The sequence below is a fragment of the Pseudomonas meliae genome, from assembly GCF_001400515.1.
GTDB lineage: Bacteria > Pseudomonadota > Gammaproteobacteria > Pseudomonadales > Pseudomonadaceae > Aquipseudomonas > Aquipseudomonas amygdali.
On the sequence record NZ_LJQT01000027.1, the window covers coordinates 1 to 12,575 of the forward strand.

Here is a 12,575-nt window from a genome sequence, read left to right on the forward strand (position 1 = left end):
AAACCCGGGGCGGTTCAATCTTTGACTACTTTCTTGAGAAGGAAAGAAATCAGAGCAAAACCGGTAGCTGATCGAGCCATGACCACAAGAAGCGCAATACGGTATCAGCCATGATCAATACAACGTATCCGCAATGCGTCCCGGCAAAGCCTTGTCATAGGCGTCACCGTCGATCTGCTCGGCCGAAACCGCTTTTAGTATTTGCCCGGCAGTCGGCAGCGTGCTGCGTTCGATGTGCCGGGTTGCATCCCATAAACCGGACCTGATGGTTGCCCTGCTGCATTGGAAGTACACGCTGGTCACGGAGATGCGCAGCACCGACCTGGGCAGTTGGCCGTTCACCTCGAAACGCGACAACAGTTCGGGCTGAACCGATATCTGCGCTGTTCCGTTGACCCGCAAGGTCTCACCTACTCCTGGTATGAGGAACAGCAACGCGACGCGTGGGTCGCTGATGATATTGCGCAGGGTGTCGATGCGGTTGTTGCCGCGCCGGTCAGGCAGATAAAGCGTCTTGCTGTCCTCGATATGCACGAAGCCCGCCTGATCGCCACGCGGGGACGCATCAAGGCCATCAGATCCGGCAGAGGCCAGCACAACAAAGGGTGCCGACTCGATGAAGGGCCGGTAAACCGCGTGAATATGGTCAACTTCCTTGATCATGGAAGGAGGAGCAATCGGGCCATAGAGCGCTTCCAGCGTCTCGATTGTGGTCACGAGCGCGCTGTTTTCCGGGTTATCCATTGATGTGGCCTCTGCTGGGCATGCTGTCTGTGTGTGCTGTCAACTTCGACATGTGCAGCATAGGCAAAAATGCCGGGACCAGACCAGCCTCAGAGATTCGTAACAACGCATTACGTCAGAGCGGGCAAACGATAATCCCTCTTATTCAAACCGCACGAGGCTGATAAGCTTGCACGCCCCGATTTTCGCCTCGTTGCAGGATGTGTATGAGTACGCGGCTCCGTCTATCCCTCGCCTTGCTTACGACTCTGGCCGTAAGTGCATGCGATGACGCCCCGCGTTTCACTCATGCCGAGCCGGGAGAAGCCTTGTCCGGAGGCAGTGCGACGGTCAGGAAGAGCGATCACAGTGCCTTTTCCATGCCCTCGGCCAACTTGTCGCCCGTGCGGCGGCTGGACTTCAGTGTCGGCAACAGTTTTTTCCGCAGTCCGTGGGTGATTGCGCCATCGACCACGACCGCTCGCGACGGGCTTGGGCCGTTGTTCAACACCAACGCTTGCCAGAACTGCCACATCAAGGACGGTCGTGGTCATCCGCCAGAAACTGGCGACAGCAACGCCGTGTCGATGCTGGTCAGGCTGTCGATTCCTGATGACCCGGCCTACGCCGATCTTGTGCAGCGCAATGGCGTGCTGCCTGAGCCGACTTACGGTGGGCAGTTGCAGGACATGTCGAACCCCGGCGTGGCCCCCGAGGGCAAGGTGCGGGTCGAGTACGATGCGCTGGCGGTCGAGTTTCGCGATGGCACCTCAGTCGAGCTGCGCCAGCCGACCCTCCGAATCACCCAGTTGGGTTACGGACCGATGCACCCCGATACCCACATCTCGGCGCGCATAGCCCCGCCGATGATCGGGCTGGGGTTGCTTGAGGCGATTGCCGATGAAGCAATTCTTGCCAATGCCGACCCGGATGACAAGAACGCCGATGGCATATCGGGACGCCCAAACTGGGTCTGGGACGATGCACAGCAAAAAGTCGTCATGGGCCGATTCGGCTGGAAAGCCGGGCAACCCAACCTGAATCAGCAGAACGTGCACGCTTTTTCCGGCGACATGGGGCTGACTACCAGCCTGCGCCGCTTTGATGACTGCACGCCAGCCCAGACCGACTGCCTGGCAGCGCCCAACGGCAATGGCCCGAACGGCGAGCCGGAGGTCAGCGACAACATCCTGCGTCTGGTGGAGTTCTACACACGCAACCTGGGGGTTCCGGCACGCCGCAAGGTCGATGACCCTCAGGTGCTGGCGGGCAAGAATCTGTTTTTTCAGGCGGGTTGCCAGCAATGCCACACGCCCTCGTTCAAGACTCGTAGCGACGCCGTCGAACCTGAGCTGGCCAATCAGGATATTCGCCCTTACAGCGATTTGCTGCTGCACGACATGGGCGAAGGGCTGGCCGATAACCGTACCGAGTTCCAGGCCACTGGCCGCGAGTGGCGCACGCCCCCACTGTGGGGGCTGGGCCTGACCGGAACGGTGAGCGGGCACACCCAACTGTTGCACGATGGTCGCGCCCGCAATGTACTTGAGGCGATACTGTGGCATGGCGGCGAAGCCCAGGCAGCGCAGCGGCAGGTTCTTGCATTTGACGCGCAACAGCGTGAAGCGCTGTTGGCGTTTCTGAATTCGTTATGATTGCTCCCATTCCAGAATCGTCTCGTTCAACATTATTTTTTCAAAATCATCTTTCGAAAATAAAATAAGGAGCCGGACATGTTCCGACCCAAGTTGTTGCTGACCAGCCTTGCGGCGCTTGCATTGGGTGCCTGCTCGCCATCCGACCCTCAGGCGGTCACGTCCGCAGCCATTGCCAAACAGGTAATCCTGCCGACCTACAGCCGTTGGGTCGATGCTGATCGTCAGTTGGCAGCCAGCGCACTGGCGTTCTGTCAGGGCAAGACTGATCTGGCCACAGCACGCGCCGACTTTCTCAAGGCGCAGAAGACCTGGGCCGAGCTGCAACCGCTGCTGATCGGCCCTCTGGCCGAGGGCAATCGCGCCTGGCAAATACAGTTCTGGCCAGACAAGAAGAACCTGGTTGGCCGGCAGGTCGAGCAACTGGTGACGGCACAGCCGCAGATCACTGCTCAGGAGCTGTCCAAGGCCAGCGTCGTGGTGCAAGGTTTGTCCGCTTACGAATACATTCTGTTCGACGCGGAAATCGACATGGCCAATACCGAACAGAAAGCCCGCTACTGCCCGCTGCTGATGGCAATCGGCGAGCGTCAAAAGCAGCTTGCCGAGGAAATCCTCAGCAGCTGGAACAGTACCGACGGCATGCTTGCGCAACTGAGCAAATTCCCCAACCAGCGCTACGCAGATTCTCATGAAGCCATCGCCGAACTGCTGCGGGTTCAGGTCACGGCCCTCGACAGTCTGAAGAAGAAACTGGGCACGCCACTGGGTCGCCAGAGCAAGGGCCAGCCGCAACCCTTCCAGGCAGATGCATGGCGCAGCAAATCGTCGCTCAGCAGCCTGGAAGCCAGCCTGATCAGCGCCGAAACGGTCTGGACCGGTGTCGACAACAAGGGCCTGCGCAGCTTGCTGCCCGCCGAGCAGAAACCGCTGGCTGACAAAATCGATGCGGCCTACGCTACCAGCCGCAAATTACTGTCGGAACTCAAGCCGCCGCTCGCCGACCTGCTGGCCACCGAAACAGGACGTCAGCAACTCAATGCGTTCTACGACAGCCTCAATGCGGTGCACCGCCTGCACGAAGGCGAGCTGGCCAAGGCATTGGGCATACAGTTGGGCTTCAACGCCAACGACGGCGATTGATCAAGAGGTACACGTGATGTTGCGACGTCAGGCCATGGCCCTCGGCAGTCTCTTGCTCAGCGCTTTCACGCTGGGCGGCTGGACGCTGTTCAGGCAAAAAGACGCACCCCCTCTGCTGCTCTCCGCTCGCGACGATGGCGAAGGCAAACACTACGCGGTGGGTTTCCATCTCGACGGAACGCAGGTATTTGCCACCCAGGTGGGCCAGCGCTGCCACGACATCATCAATCATCCCGACCTGCCGATTGCAGTGTTCATCGCACGTCGTCCAGGTACTGAAAGCTATCTGATCGATTTGCGCGATGGCCGCTTGCTGCAAACCATCGCTTCGCAGCCGAATCGACACTTCTATGGTCATGCGGTGATTCACCGCGACGGCGAATGGCTATATGCGACGGAAAACGACACCCTTGACCCAGGCCGAGGGCTACTGGGCGTCTATCGATTCGTTGATCAGCGACTGGTGCACTCGGCTGAAATTCCTACGCACGGTATCGGTCCGCATCAGGTTTCGTGGATGCCGGATGGCGAAACGCTGGTAGTCGCGAACGGCGGTATTCGCACCGAAGCGGAAAGCCGGGTAGAGATGAACCTGAATGCCATGCAGCCCAGCCTGGTGATCATGCAGCGTGACGGTACATTGCTGAGCAAGGAGACTCTTTCCCAGCAGATGAACAGCGTGCGTCACATGGGCATCGCCAGCGACGGCACCATCGTGGCAGGCCAGCAGTTCATGGGCGACAGCCACGAAGTAGCCGAGTTGCTGGCAATCAAACGGCCGGGGCAGCCCTTTCAGGCCTTTCCGGTGGCAGAAGAACAACTGCGGGCGATGGCTCATTACACTGCAAGCGTTGCAGTGCACAGTGATCTGCGCCTGGTAGCCCTGACAGCGCCGCGTGGCAACCGGTTCTTTATCTGGGATCTGGACAGCGGTGCATTGAAGCTGGATGCGCCGCTACCAGACTGCGCAGGCGTGGGTGCGGTAGCCGATGGGTTTGTCGTGACTTCGGGCCAAGGGCGTTGCCGCTTCTATGATTGTCGCAAAGCGCAACTGCTGGCCAAACCGCTGGACCTGCCAGCAGGGCTGTGGGACAACCACCTTCATCTGGCTCAAGCAGGATAGTCAGAAGTCAGGCAGCAAAGCGCCTCAGTTCCTGACCCCAGCCCCTTGCGCCAGGCTGTACATGAACAGCAACAGGTCATGATCAGGCTGCACGCTCACCAGACTCTTGGCCACACGCGGCAACGGGCAATATCCCTCGCCGTGCTGTGTCGTGAGTATCTGGGTAGACGGTTGTTCAAGCGCTGCCACTGCGACGGTGGCAATTGCCAATGCACCGAAGATAAACAGACCTCTTGCCATTTCTAGCTTCATGACTCTAAACCTTTGATAGAGCTGCCAAACGCTGCCTGATAAAAGTAGATCAACTTTTGCCAGTCTGCAGCGCTGAATGACGAATGGCGTCGCAGCTGTTTCATATCATGCTGGGCCGCCCCTTGCGCTGTCAGGCGGCGCCGGCCTTTTTCGAGGTCCAGCAAGGCAACCTCGACTTTGGCATCCGGCCCCTCACCGGTCACACGTACAAATATGTGCTTGATATACAGGCAGCTATGCTGCCAGCGGCCAAGGTGCATGCGGGCCAGGGTGGCCGCCACTTCCTTGAGCACGAGCTCATAGAACAGCTCGCCATGCCGCTCGCGTCCTCCGCCAGCCTGCCACTTTTCTATCTCTTCGAAACCTTCCAGCGCAACCGTGACCAGCAATGCCCGCCAGGCATTGTCCTCGCCACGCTCGGCACCACAAAACACCACTTCCGGCACGACTACGCCAAGCTTGCGCAGACCTTCAAGCGCTTCACGCTCACGCAATACCGTCGGTCGCCCCAAAGGGTGCAGCAAACTGCGGTATATATGCCCTGTCTGACGCTTGGCATAAAGCGTTTGCCCGTTGTCCATCGTGAGCCGCTGTACACCACTTTCTCCACCTCGACGGGAATTGGGTTCTTCAACCCATTCGCCGTGCTGACTCCAGAAATGGTTGAACTCATCCTGCACCGAGTTCACAACTGGCTCTTTCAAGGACTGCAAACCCATCTGTTTACCTTTTACGTAAGACGTAGACACGCCACATGGCGTACATCGGCAGAAAATCCATCCGGTTCTGGATACGAAATCCTGCCTGTTCAAATTCGGATTCTGCGGTAGCAACCGGTAACACAAAACGATTCTGGTAACTTTCCTGCCCGTTTTTCTGCAGGCGCTGTTTCTCAAGGCGTGCACGCTTCCATGCTTTGAAATTGCCATCGACCCACAATGAGACAATCACACTGTCACGGGTTACGCGCTGGAACTCACGCAATAGAGCCATCCGGTCGCTTGATTGGCCTACATGGTGCAGCAGGCGCATGCAGAAGATGCTGTCTACTGCGTTATCAGGCAGGTCGATGTCAAAGGCAGATGTCTGCAAAGGTTGTACCCTTTTTACAACTTCTGCCGGCTGTGATGCACAAGCGGTACTGAGCATATCTGCGGAGTTGTCAGCACCGATGATCGAGCGGTTCGGTTTCTCGGCCAACAATGGCCAGAAACGCCCCGCACCGCAAGGCAGATCCAGCACCAGACCAGGGTCACCGGCTAGGTGAAGCGCTTTTCTCGCCAGTTGTTCATCGCGATGATGCGACAACTTGCGCCAAAGACCGTCCTGATGCTTTTCAAGGTACTGACGAGCATGCGACTTGTCGTACTTGCGGGAAAACTCGAGTTCTATACGGTCGCTCATGGGAGCCGCTCCTGACGTTGATGCGGGCCAAACTAAAGGCACCGCTGTCACTGTCAGGTCATCTGAATGTGAAAATATTGTTACCTTTGTGCTTCAGATGTTTCGAGATTTTACAGAGAGTTAAACGCCATGTGTGACTTATCGACGAAGTGCGGTCGATTTACCGCCACACACTGAGGTGGATTTGCTCAAAATGAACGTCAGGTTTTGTTCAGGTTCAGTGTCACTTCGAACCGGCAACCGTGCGGCTCCATGGGCGTGAGATCGACGCTCCATCCCTGGTTGGCGCAGATGCGCTGCACCAGTGACAAACCAAGGCCCAGGCCTTCCCCGCGCTGCTCATTGCCACGCACAAATGGCTCGAACATGGCCTCGCGTTTTTCCTCTGGAATACCGACGCCACTGTCTTCCACGGTGAAACTTTCGGCGTGCAGGGTCAGCGCAATGAATCCGTAATCGGTGTAGTGCAGCGCGTTGCGCAGCAAGTTGCCCATCACGGCATGGAGGAAGGTCGCGTTGTAACGAATTTCGGACAGCTGGTCATCGGCAGGTGGCGTGTAGGTCAGTTGCAGCCCCTTGCCTTCTATCGGATCACGCCATTGAGAGATCAACTGCTCGGCCACTCCGACCAGCGTGGCCTTGGGCGTCATGGCCGGGTCTTCACGCTGGGTGCGGGCGAGCATGAGGAACGTTTGCACCAGATCACGCATCTCTTCGCAGGCGCGGCCAATGCGCTCGACCTGACGACGCGNNGAGCGCAGGGTTTTCCAGCAGCAGCTCGCAGGAGCTGGCCAGTACCATCAATGGGGTGCGCAGCTCGTGACTCACGTCACTGGTGAACATGCGCTCACGAATCAACGCTTGCCTCAGACGCCCCAGCGTTGCATCGAACGCCACCGCCAGCTCGCCGACCTCATCAGCGGCGTAGTCAGGTGCCAGTGGCGGTGCCAGCCCAAGCAACTGGTCACGGTGACGAACCTGTCTGGCCAGACGCACTACCGGTGCCATCACTCGACGGGCCAATACCCAGCCGAGAAATACCGCCAGCGCCAACGCCAGAACAAAACCGACCAGCACGACCGCGAACAGGACCCGCTCACGTTCTTCAAAATCGCTCTGGTCCTGAAGCAGGGCGTAATGCCGACCGTCTACCACCTCGATCATGGCGTGGTACGACAGCGGCCCACGGAAGACCTCATGAAAACCGGGTTCAAGGTGCCGAAGGTCTTTGGGCAGATCGAAATCGCCCGGACCGTTGCTGAAATAGAACAACTGATCGGGCTTGGGCCGGTGGCTCCAGTCGCTGACACTGTCCATCAGCATCAGGCGATTAAGATCGCCGCCGAGACCGGCAGAAATCAGTTTTTCTTCGACCAGATGGACCGTGGAGATGATTCCGATGGCGAAAGACCCGGCGACCAGTGCGCTCATCAATGCAAAGGCAATGATGATCCGTTGGGCAAGACTCTGTTTAAACTCCATCCCGGCCCTCGGCCAAGCGATAGCCCACACCGTGCACGGTCTGCAACAGCGGTTTGCCGAACGGTTTGTCGATCACCTGACGCAACTGATGCACATGACTGCGCAGGCTGTCGCTGTCCGGGCAGTCGTCGCCCCACAGAGCCTCTTCCAGAATCTCGCGGCGCAATACATGCGGGCTTTTCTGCATCAGGACGGCGAGCAGTTTGAGCCCGACCGGGTTGAGCTTGAGCATCCGGCCTTCACGCGTCACCTCAAGGGTGTCGAGGTCATAGACCAGATCGGCCACCTGCAAGGTACGCCGTCCGCCGCCCTGGGCACGGCGCAACACCGCTTCGATGCGCGCGGCCAGTTCGGACAGGGCGAACGGCTTGAGCAGGTAGTCATCAGCGCCAGAGCGGAAGCCTTGCAGACGGTCGTCCAGTTGATCGCGTGCGGTCAGCATGATGACCGGGGTATCACGACGGGCATCTTCGCGCAGACGCTTGCACAGCGTGTAGCCGTCGATGCCCGGCAGCATGATGTCGAGGACAATCAGGTCATAATGCTCGGTGACTGCCAGGTGCAGTCCTGAGAGGCCATCCTGAGCGCAGTCGACGGTATAGCCTTTCATGCCCAGGTAATCGGCCATGTTCGCCAGGATGTCGCGGTTGTCTTCAACCAGAAGAATTCGCATAACGCACTCTCATATGCAGTTTGGGCTGGCGCAGCTTAAGACGAAGTGAGCTTCAGGGCCAGCGCCGATATGGTATGACGATTTTTTCACCTATGATTTACAAAGCACATGACACACTTTGAGACAAACCGTCGCACACAATGAACGCGGCATGCCTTTCACCGATCTGGATTCGATATGTCGAAAACCGTCGCCCCACCCTACTCTCGCCCAATCAATCCGTGGATTTATCTGGGTATCCCCGCTGTTGTCGCGCTGATCCTCGTACTCCTTGAGCTGACTTCGCTGGACATGGGCATCGCCAGGCTTGCCTTCGATCCCGTCAGTGGGCAATTCATTGGCAGGCACAGCTATTTTCTGGAAGACGTCCTTCACGACCGCGCCAAACAACTGGTGATGGTTTTCGGCGTACTGGCCATGATCGGCTTTGCTGCGTCGTTCAAGGTAGAACGTCTGATCCCCTGGCGCAGAGAACTGGGTTGTCTGGTGCTGTCCATGGCGCTTTCAACCGCCTTCGTGACACCAGTAAAAGTGGTGACCTCTGTGCAATGCCCCTGGAGCCTGACCGAGTTCGGCGGCCAGGAAACCTACAGCGAATTGTTGAGCCCGCGCCCTGCCACCGACAAGCCAGGGCGTTGCTGGCCAGGTGGTCATGCAGCCACCGGTTTTACCCTGTTCGCCCTGTTCTTCGCCTTGCGCGACCGCCGCCCGAGAATGGCGAAAATGGGGCTGGCCCTGGCCTTCGGTTTGGGAACAGTGTTCTCTATCGGCCGAATGCTGCAAGGCGCGCACTTCTTTTCCCATAACATCTGGACTGCAGTGTTTTGCTGGTTGATCTGTCTGGGGGTTTACTACTTTGTACTTTACCGCCCCGAACCCAAGGGCCTCGATAACAGCAAAGTACAACCGACGCACTGATTGATCCGGAACAGCAAGACAAAAAACCCCCGCACAAGGCGGGGTTCTTTATGGGTGTGGCTTTTCGGGGTAAAGCCGGCTTACATCATGCCGCCCATACCACCCATGCCGCCCATGTCCGGCATGCCGCCGCCTGCTGGCTTGTCTTCAGGCACGTCAGCGATCATCGCTTCGGTGGTGATCATCAAGCTGGCGATGGAGGACGCCGCCTGCAGAGCAGAGCGAGTCACTTTGGCCGGGTCCAGGATACCCATTTCAATCATGTCGCCGTATTCGCCGGAAGCAGCGTTGTAACCGAAGTTACCCGAACCCTGCTTGACCTTGTCGACAACAACGCTTGGCTCGTCACCGGAGTTGGCAACGATCTGGCGCAGAGGTGCTTCAACGGCGCGACGCAGCAGAGCAATACCGACGTCCTGATCAGCGTTGTCGCCTTTCAGACCTTCGATAGCTTGCAGGGAGCGAACCAGTGCTACGCCACCGCCAGGTACCACGCCTTCTTCGACGGCTGCGCGGGTTGCGTGCAGGGCGTCTTCAACGCGGGCTTTCTTCTCTTTCATTTCAACTTCGGAACCGGCACCGACCTTGATCACTGCAACGCCGCCAGACAGCTTGGCCAGACGCTCTTGCAGTTTTTCCTTGTCGTAGTCCGAGCTGGTGTCGCCGATTTGCTGACGGATCTGGGAGATACGCGAGTTGATATCGGTTTTGACGCCAGCACCATCGATGATGGTGGTGTTTTCTTTGTTCAGGATGACGCGCTTGGCATTACCCAGGTGTTCCAGGGTAGTGGTTTCCAGGCTCAGGCCGATCTCTTCGGAGATAACGGTACCGCCGGTCAGAACAGCGATGTCCTGCAGCATGGCCTTGCGACGATCGCCGAAACCTGGAGCCTTGACAGCTGCAACTTTCACGATACCGCGCATGTTGTTGACAACCAGAGTTGCCAGCGCTTCGCCTTCAACGTCTTCAGCGACGATCAGCAGAGGACGGCCAGCCTTGGCGACTGCTTCCAGAACCGGCAGCATTTCGCGAATGTTGGAGATCTTCTTGTCGACCAGCAACAGCAGCGGGCTGTCCAGCTCGGCAACCATGGTGTCTGGCTTGTTGATGAAGTACGGAGACAGGTAACCGCGGTCAAACTGCATGCCTTCTACAACAGACAGCTCGTTTTCCAGGCCCGAACCTTCTTCAACGGTGATAACGCCGTCTTTGGTCACTTTTTCCATGGCTTCGGCAATGATGTCGCCGATGGAGTGATCAGAGTTGGCCGAAATGGTGCCGACCTGAGCAATTGCCTTGGTGTCGGTGCAAGGCTTGGACAGCTTCTTCAGCTCTGCAACGATGGCGATGGTCGCCTTGTCGATGCCGCGCTTGAGGTCCATCGGGTTCATGCCGGCAGCGACAGCCTTCAGGCCTTCGTTGACGATGGCCTGAGCCAGAACGGTAGCGGTAGTAGTACCGTCACCGGCGTCATCGTTGGCACGGGAGGCAACGTCTTTGACCAGCTGCGCGCCCATGTTTTCGAAACGGTCTTTAAGCTCGATTTCCTTGGCAACCGACACACCGTCTTTGGTGATCAGCGGAGCGCCAAAGCTTTTCTCGATGATAACGTTACGGCCTTTAGGGCCCAGGGTCGCTTTAACTGCGTCAGCCAGGACGTTTACACCGGCGAGCATTTTTTTGCGGCCAGAATCGCCGAATTTAACTTCTTTAGCAGCCATGATCATTATTCCTTGAATACTTTGTAGTAACGGAAATCAGCGGGAGCACTCAGCCTTCGACGACAGCAAGAATCTCGTTCTCGCTCATCACCAGCAGGTCTTCGCCGTCTACTTTCACTGTGTTGCTGCCGGAATAAGGGCCGAACACAACCTTGTCACCCACTTTCACAGCCAGCGCACGCACTTCACCGTTGTCCAGCACGCGGCCGGTACCCACAGCAACGATCTCGCCACGGTTAGGCTTTTCAGCAGCCGAACCTGGCAGAACGATACCGCCGGCAGTTTTCGTTTCTTCTTCACTGCGACGGATTACGACGCGGTCATGCAGAGGACGAAGCTTCATTGTCGATCTCCTGATTATGTTTGTTTGATCGTCCGGTGAGTGCACCGGCCGGTTTAAATCCGGACTTGCCGGTTACGGTTCGACGCGCGAACCGCAGAATACGGTCTGGCCTTCATGCCAGAAACCTTGCGGTGACCCATACATAAGGGCGAGCAAAGTGATTACAAGTCTTGGGCAAAAAAATTTTACAGCCCAATTGCCACCCCAAAACGAGCGCGGCACCCGAAGGTGCCANNCCCTGCCGGGGGGTGTAACGGCTACTTGTCGCGATGTTCGAACTCGCCTTCGATCACATCCGGCTCGCGGGTCGGCTGGTGAATGGCATTCGGGCGATGGCTGGCAGGTCCCTGATTGGCCTGAGTCTGCAGATCATCGGCGAAGGCGCGCTGACGCATAGCCTGATCCTCTGCACGGCGACGAACCTTGTTGATCAGCAGACGACGAGTAATCGGCAGCAGACAGATCACACCCAGAATGTCACTGATGAAGCCGGGCAACAGCAGTAGACCGCCACCGACAGCGACCATCAGGCCTTCGAGCATTTCCTGGGCAGGCAGCTCGCCACGCGCCAGACTTTCGCGCGCACGCAGCGCCGTTGCAAAACCGGCTACCCGCATGACGAACAAGCCCAGCATCGACGTCGCGACGACCAGCAGGAAGGTCCAGAGAAAGCCGATGGACATCCCGACACGAACCAGCAGAAACAGCTCAAGTACCGGGAATAATAAGAACAGCAGCAAAAAAACACGCATCAAATGAGTTCCTCAAGGGAAGAATGCCTTCCGAGTAGACCGTATGTGATGTCAGAAGGTCGTTAATTCAAGCTCCCTGCGCTTGGGTAACAGCTTAATTATGCGCATAAGTCAGCTGAACCTGGGCTTCACAAACGTGTATCGGTGTATTTCAGGGCTGGGTGGCAGAGGCGAGACGAACGGGCGAAAACAGCCTATAACGTGCTCTGGCTATGGCATAAGCACTCGCATCAAGCCAGTGATGCCATGGAAACGATCAACTGTGATTGGGCACGCACATGGAATTGAAAGACAAGCTGATAATTATCACCGGCGGATGCCAGGGGCTAGGCAGAGCCATGGCCGAATATCTGGCTGGCAAGGGCGCGAACAGGGCAGCCTGC

Annotated in this window: 12 protein-coding genes and 2 pseudogenes; 5 read left to right on the forward strand and 9 right to left on the reverse strand. The window is 57.6% G+C overall.

Features of this window, described 5'->3' with window-relative positions:
- Window positions 1–114: 114 nt before the first annotated feature.
- Window positions 115–744, reverse strand: coding sequence for a pyridoxamine 5'-phosphate oxidase family protein (locus ALO64_RS01195; protein ID WP_004656445.1), 630 nt, complete (start codon window positions 742–744; stop codon window positions 115–117).
- 206 nt (window positions 745–950) lie between these two features.
- Between ALO64_RS01195 and ALO64_RS01200 the strand changes: the two genes are divergently transcribed.
- From ALO64_RS01200 to ALO64_RS01210, 3 genes are all read left to right on the forward strand, one after another.
- Window positions 951–2,378 carry a di-heme oxidoreductase family protein gene (locus ALO64_RS01200; RefSeq protein ID WP_044345107.1) on the forward strand — a complete coding sequence of 476 codons (1,428 nt, stop codon included), beginning with the start codon at window positions 951–953 and terminating at the stop codon, window positions 2,376–2,378.
- A 78-nt stretch (window positions 2,379–2,456) separates the two neighbouring features.
- On the forward strand, window positions 2,457–3,521 hold the full coding sequence (locus ALO64_RS01205; RefSeq protein WP_044345106.1) for an imelysin family protein: 1,065 nt from the start codon (window positions 2,457–2,459) through the stop codon (window positions 3,519–3,521).
- A 16-nt stretch (window positions 3,522–3,537) separates the two neighbouring features.
- Window positions 3,538–4,644, forward strand: a complete 1,107-nt coding sequence (locus ALO64_RS01210) for a DUF1513 domain-containing protein (protein ID WP_002555015.1) — start codon at window positions 3,538–3,540, stop codon at window positions 4,642–4,644.
- A gap of 24 nt (window positions 4,645–4,668) precedes the next feature.
- Here ALO64_RS01210 and ALO64_RS01215 read toward each other — a convergent pair whose 3' ends face one another.
- The 5 genes and pseudogenes from ALO64_RS01215 to colR all read right to left on the reverse strand — a co-directional run bounded on the left by ALO64_RS01215 (window position 4,669) and on the right by colR (window position 8,455).
- Window positions 4,669–4,896 carry a hypothetical protein gene (locus tag ALO64_RS01215; protein ID WP_002555016.1) on the reverse strand — a complete coding sequence of 76 codons (228 nt, stop codon included), beginning with the start codon at window positions 4,894–4,896 and terminating at the stop codon, window positions 4,669–4,671.
- Window positions 4,893–5,615, reverse strand: coding sequence for a lipopolysaccharide kinase InaA family protein (locus ALO64_RS01220; RefSeq protein ID WP_002555017.1), 723 nt, complete (start codon window positions 5,613–5,615; stop codon window positions 4,893–4,895). Before ALO64_RS01220 ends, ALO64_RS01215 begins: the two co-directional genes overlap by 4 nt.
- A gap of 4 nt (window positions 5,616–5,619) precedes the next feature.
- Window positions 5,620–6,300, reverse strand: a complete 681-nt coding sequence (locus ALO64_RS01225) for a class I SAM-dependent methyltransferase (RefSeq protein ID WP_002555018.1) — start codon at window positions 6,298–6,300, stop codon at window positions 5,620–5,622.
- A gap of 200 nt (window positions 6,301–6,500) precedes the next feature.
- A pseudogene (locus ALO64_RS01230) lies at window positions 6,501–7,782 on the reverse strand (sensor histidine kinase).
- Window positions 7,772–8,455, reverse strand: a complete 684-nt coding sequence (gene colR / locus ALO64_RS01235; protein WP_044345105.1) for a two-component system response regulator ColR — start codon at window positions 8,453–8,455, stop codon at window positions 7,772–7,774. Before colR ends, ALO64_RS01230 begins: the two are co-directional and overlap by 11 nt.
- A gap of 177 nt (window positions 8,456–8,632) precedes the next feature.
- Here colR and ALO64_RS01240 point away from each other — a divergent pair, with 177 nt between their 5' ends.
- A complete protein-coding gene (locus ALO64_RS01240; RefSeq protein ID WP_044345104.1) occupies window positions 8,633–9,373 on the forward strand; it encodes a phosphatase PAP2 family protein in 741 nt (246 codons plus the stop codon).
- Between the two features lie 80 nt (window positions 9,374–9,453).
- Here the strand turns inward: ALO64_RS01240 and groL are convergent, their stop codons facing one another.
- From groL to ALO64_RS01255, 3 genes are all read right to left on the reverse strand, one after another.
- Complete coding sequence (gene groL / locus ALO64_RS01245) at window positions 9,454–11,097, reverse strand: chaperonin GroEL (RefSeq protein WP_044345108.1); 1,644 nt, start codon at window positions 11,095–11,097, stop codon at window positions 9,454–9,456.
- A gap of 49 nt (window positions 11,098–11,146) precedes the next feature.
- Window positions 11,147–11,440 carry a co-chaperone GroES gene (locus ALO64_RS01250; RefSeq protein ID WP_003304675.1) on the reverse strand — a complete coding sequence of 98 codons (294 nt, stop codon included), beginning with the start codon at window positions 11,438–11,440 and terminating at the stop codon, window positions 11,147–11,149.
- A 257-nt stretch (window positions 11,441–11,697) separates the two neighbouring features.
- Entirely contained in the window at window positions 11,698–12,192 is a 495-nt protein-coding gene (locus tag ALO64_RS01255; protein WP_002555024.1) for an FxsA family protein, read from the reverse strand.
- Window positions 12,193–12,470: 278 nt separating this feature from the next.
- Here ALO64_RS01255 and ALO64_RS24925 point away from each other — a divergent pair.
- Window positions 12,471–12,575: pseudogene (locus tag ALO64_RS24925) on the forward strand (short chain dehydrogenase); the annotation flags it as partial.

What these genes read in the sequence shown, in the direction of transcription:
- ALO64_RS01215 (WP_002555016.1), bottom strand. Translation starts at nt 4,896, where the DNA reads ATGAAGCTAGAAATGGCAAGAGGTCTGTTTATCTTCGGTGCATTGGCA.
- ALO64_RS01195 (WP_004656445.1), bottom strand. Translation starts at nt 744, where the DNA reads ATGGATAACCCGGAAAACAGCGCGCTCGTGACCACAATCGAGACGCTG.
- ALO64_RS01255 (WP_002555024.1), bottom strand. Translation starts at nt 12,192, where the DNA reads ATGCGTGTTTTTTTGCTGCTGTTCTTATTATTCCCGGTACTTGAGCTG.
- groL (WP_044345108.1), bottom strand. Translation starts at nt 11,097, where the DNA reads ATGGCTGCTAAAGAAGTTAAATTCGGCGATTCTGGCCGCAAAAAAATG.
- ALO64_RS01200 (WP_044345107.1), top strand. Translation starts at nt 951, where the DNA reads ATGAGTACGCGGCTCCGTCTATCCCTCGCCTTGCTTACGACTCTGGCC.
- ALO64_RS01220 (WP_002555017.1), bottom strand. Translation starts at nt 5,615, where the DNA reads ATGGGTTTGCAGTCCTTGAAAGAGCCAGTTGTGAACTCGGTGCAGGAT.
- ALO64_RS01210 (WP_002555015.1), top strand. Translation starts at nt 3,538, where the DNA reads ATGTTGCGACGTCAGGCCATGGCCCTCGGCAGTCTCTTGCTCAGCGCT.
- ALO64_RS01240 (WP_044345104.1), top strand. Translation starts at nt 8,633, where the DNA reads ATGTCGAAAACCGTCGCCCCACCCTACTCTCGCCCAATCAATCCGTGG.
- colR (WP_044345105.1), bottom strand. Translation starts at nt 8,455, where the DNA reads ATGCGAATTCTTCTGGTTGAAGACAACCGCGACATCCTGGCGAACATG.
- ALO64_RS01225 (WP_002555018.1), bottom strand. Translation starts at nt 6,300, where the DNA reads ATGAGCGACCGTATAGAACTCGAGTTTTCCCGCAAGTACGACAAGTCG.
- ALO64_RS01250 (WP_003304675.1), bottom strand. Translation starts at nt 11,440, where the DNA reads ATGAAGCTTCGTCCTCTGCATGACCGCGTCGTAATCCGTCGCAGTGAA.
- ALO64_RS01205 (WP_044345106.1), top strand. Translation starts at nt 2,457, where the DNA reads ATGTTCCGACCCAAGTTGTTGCTGACCAGCCTTGCGGCGCTTGCATTG.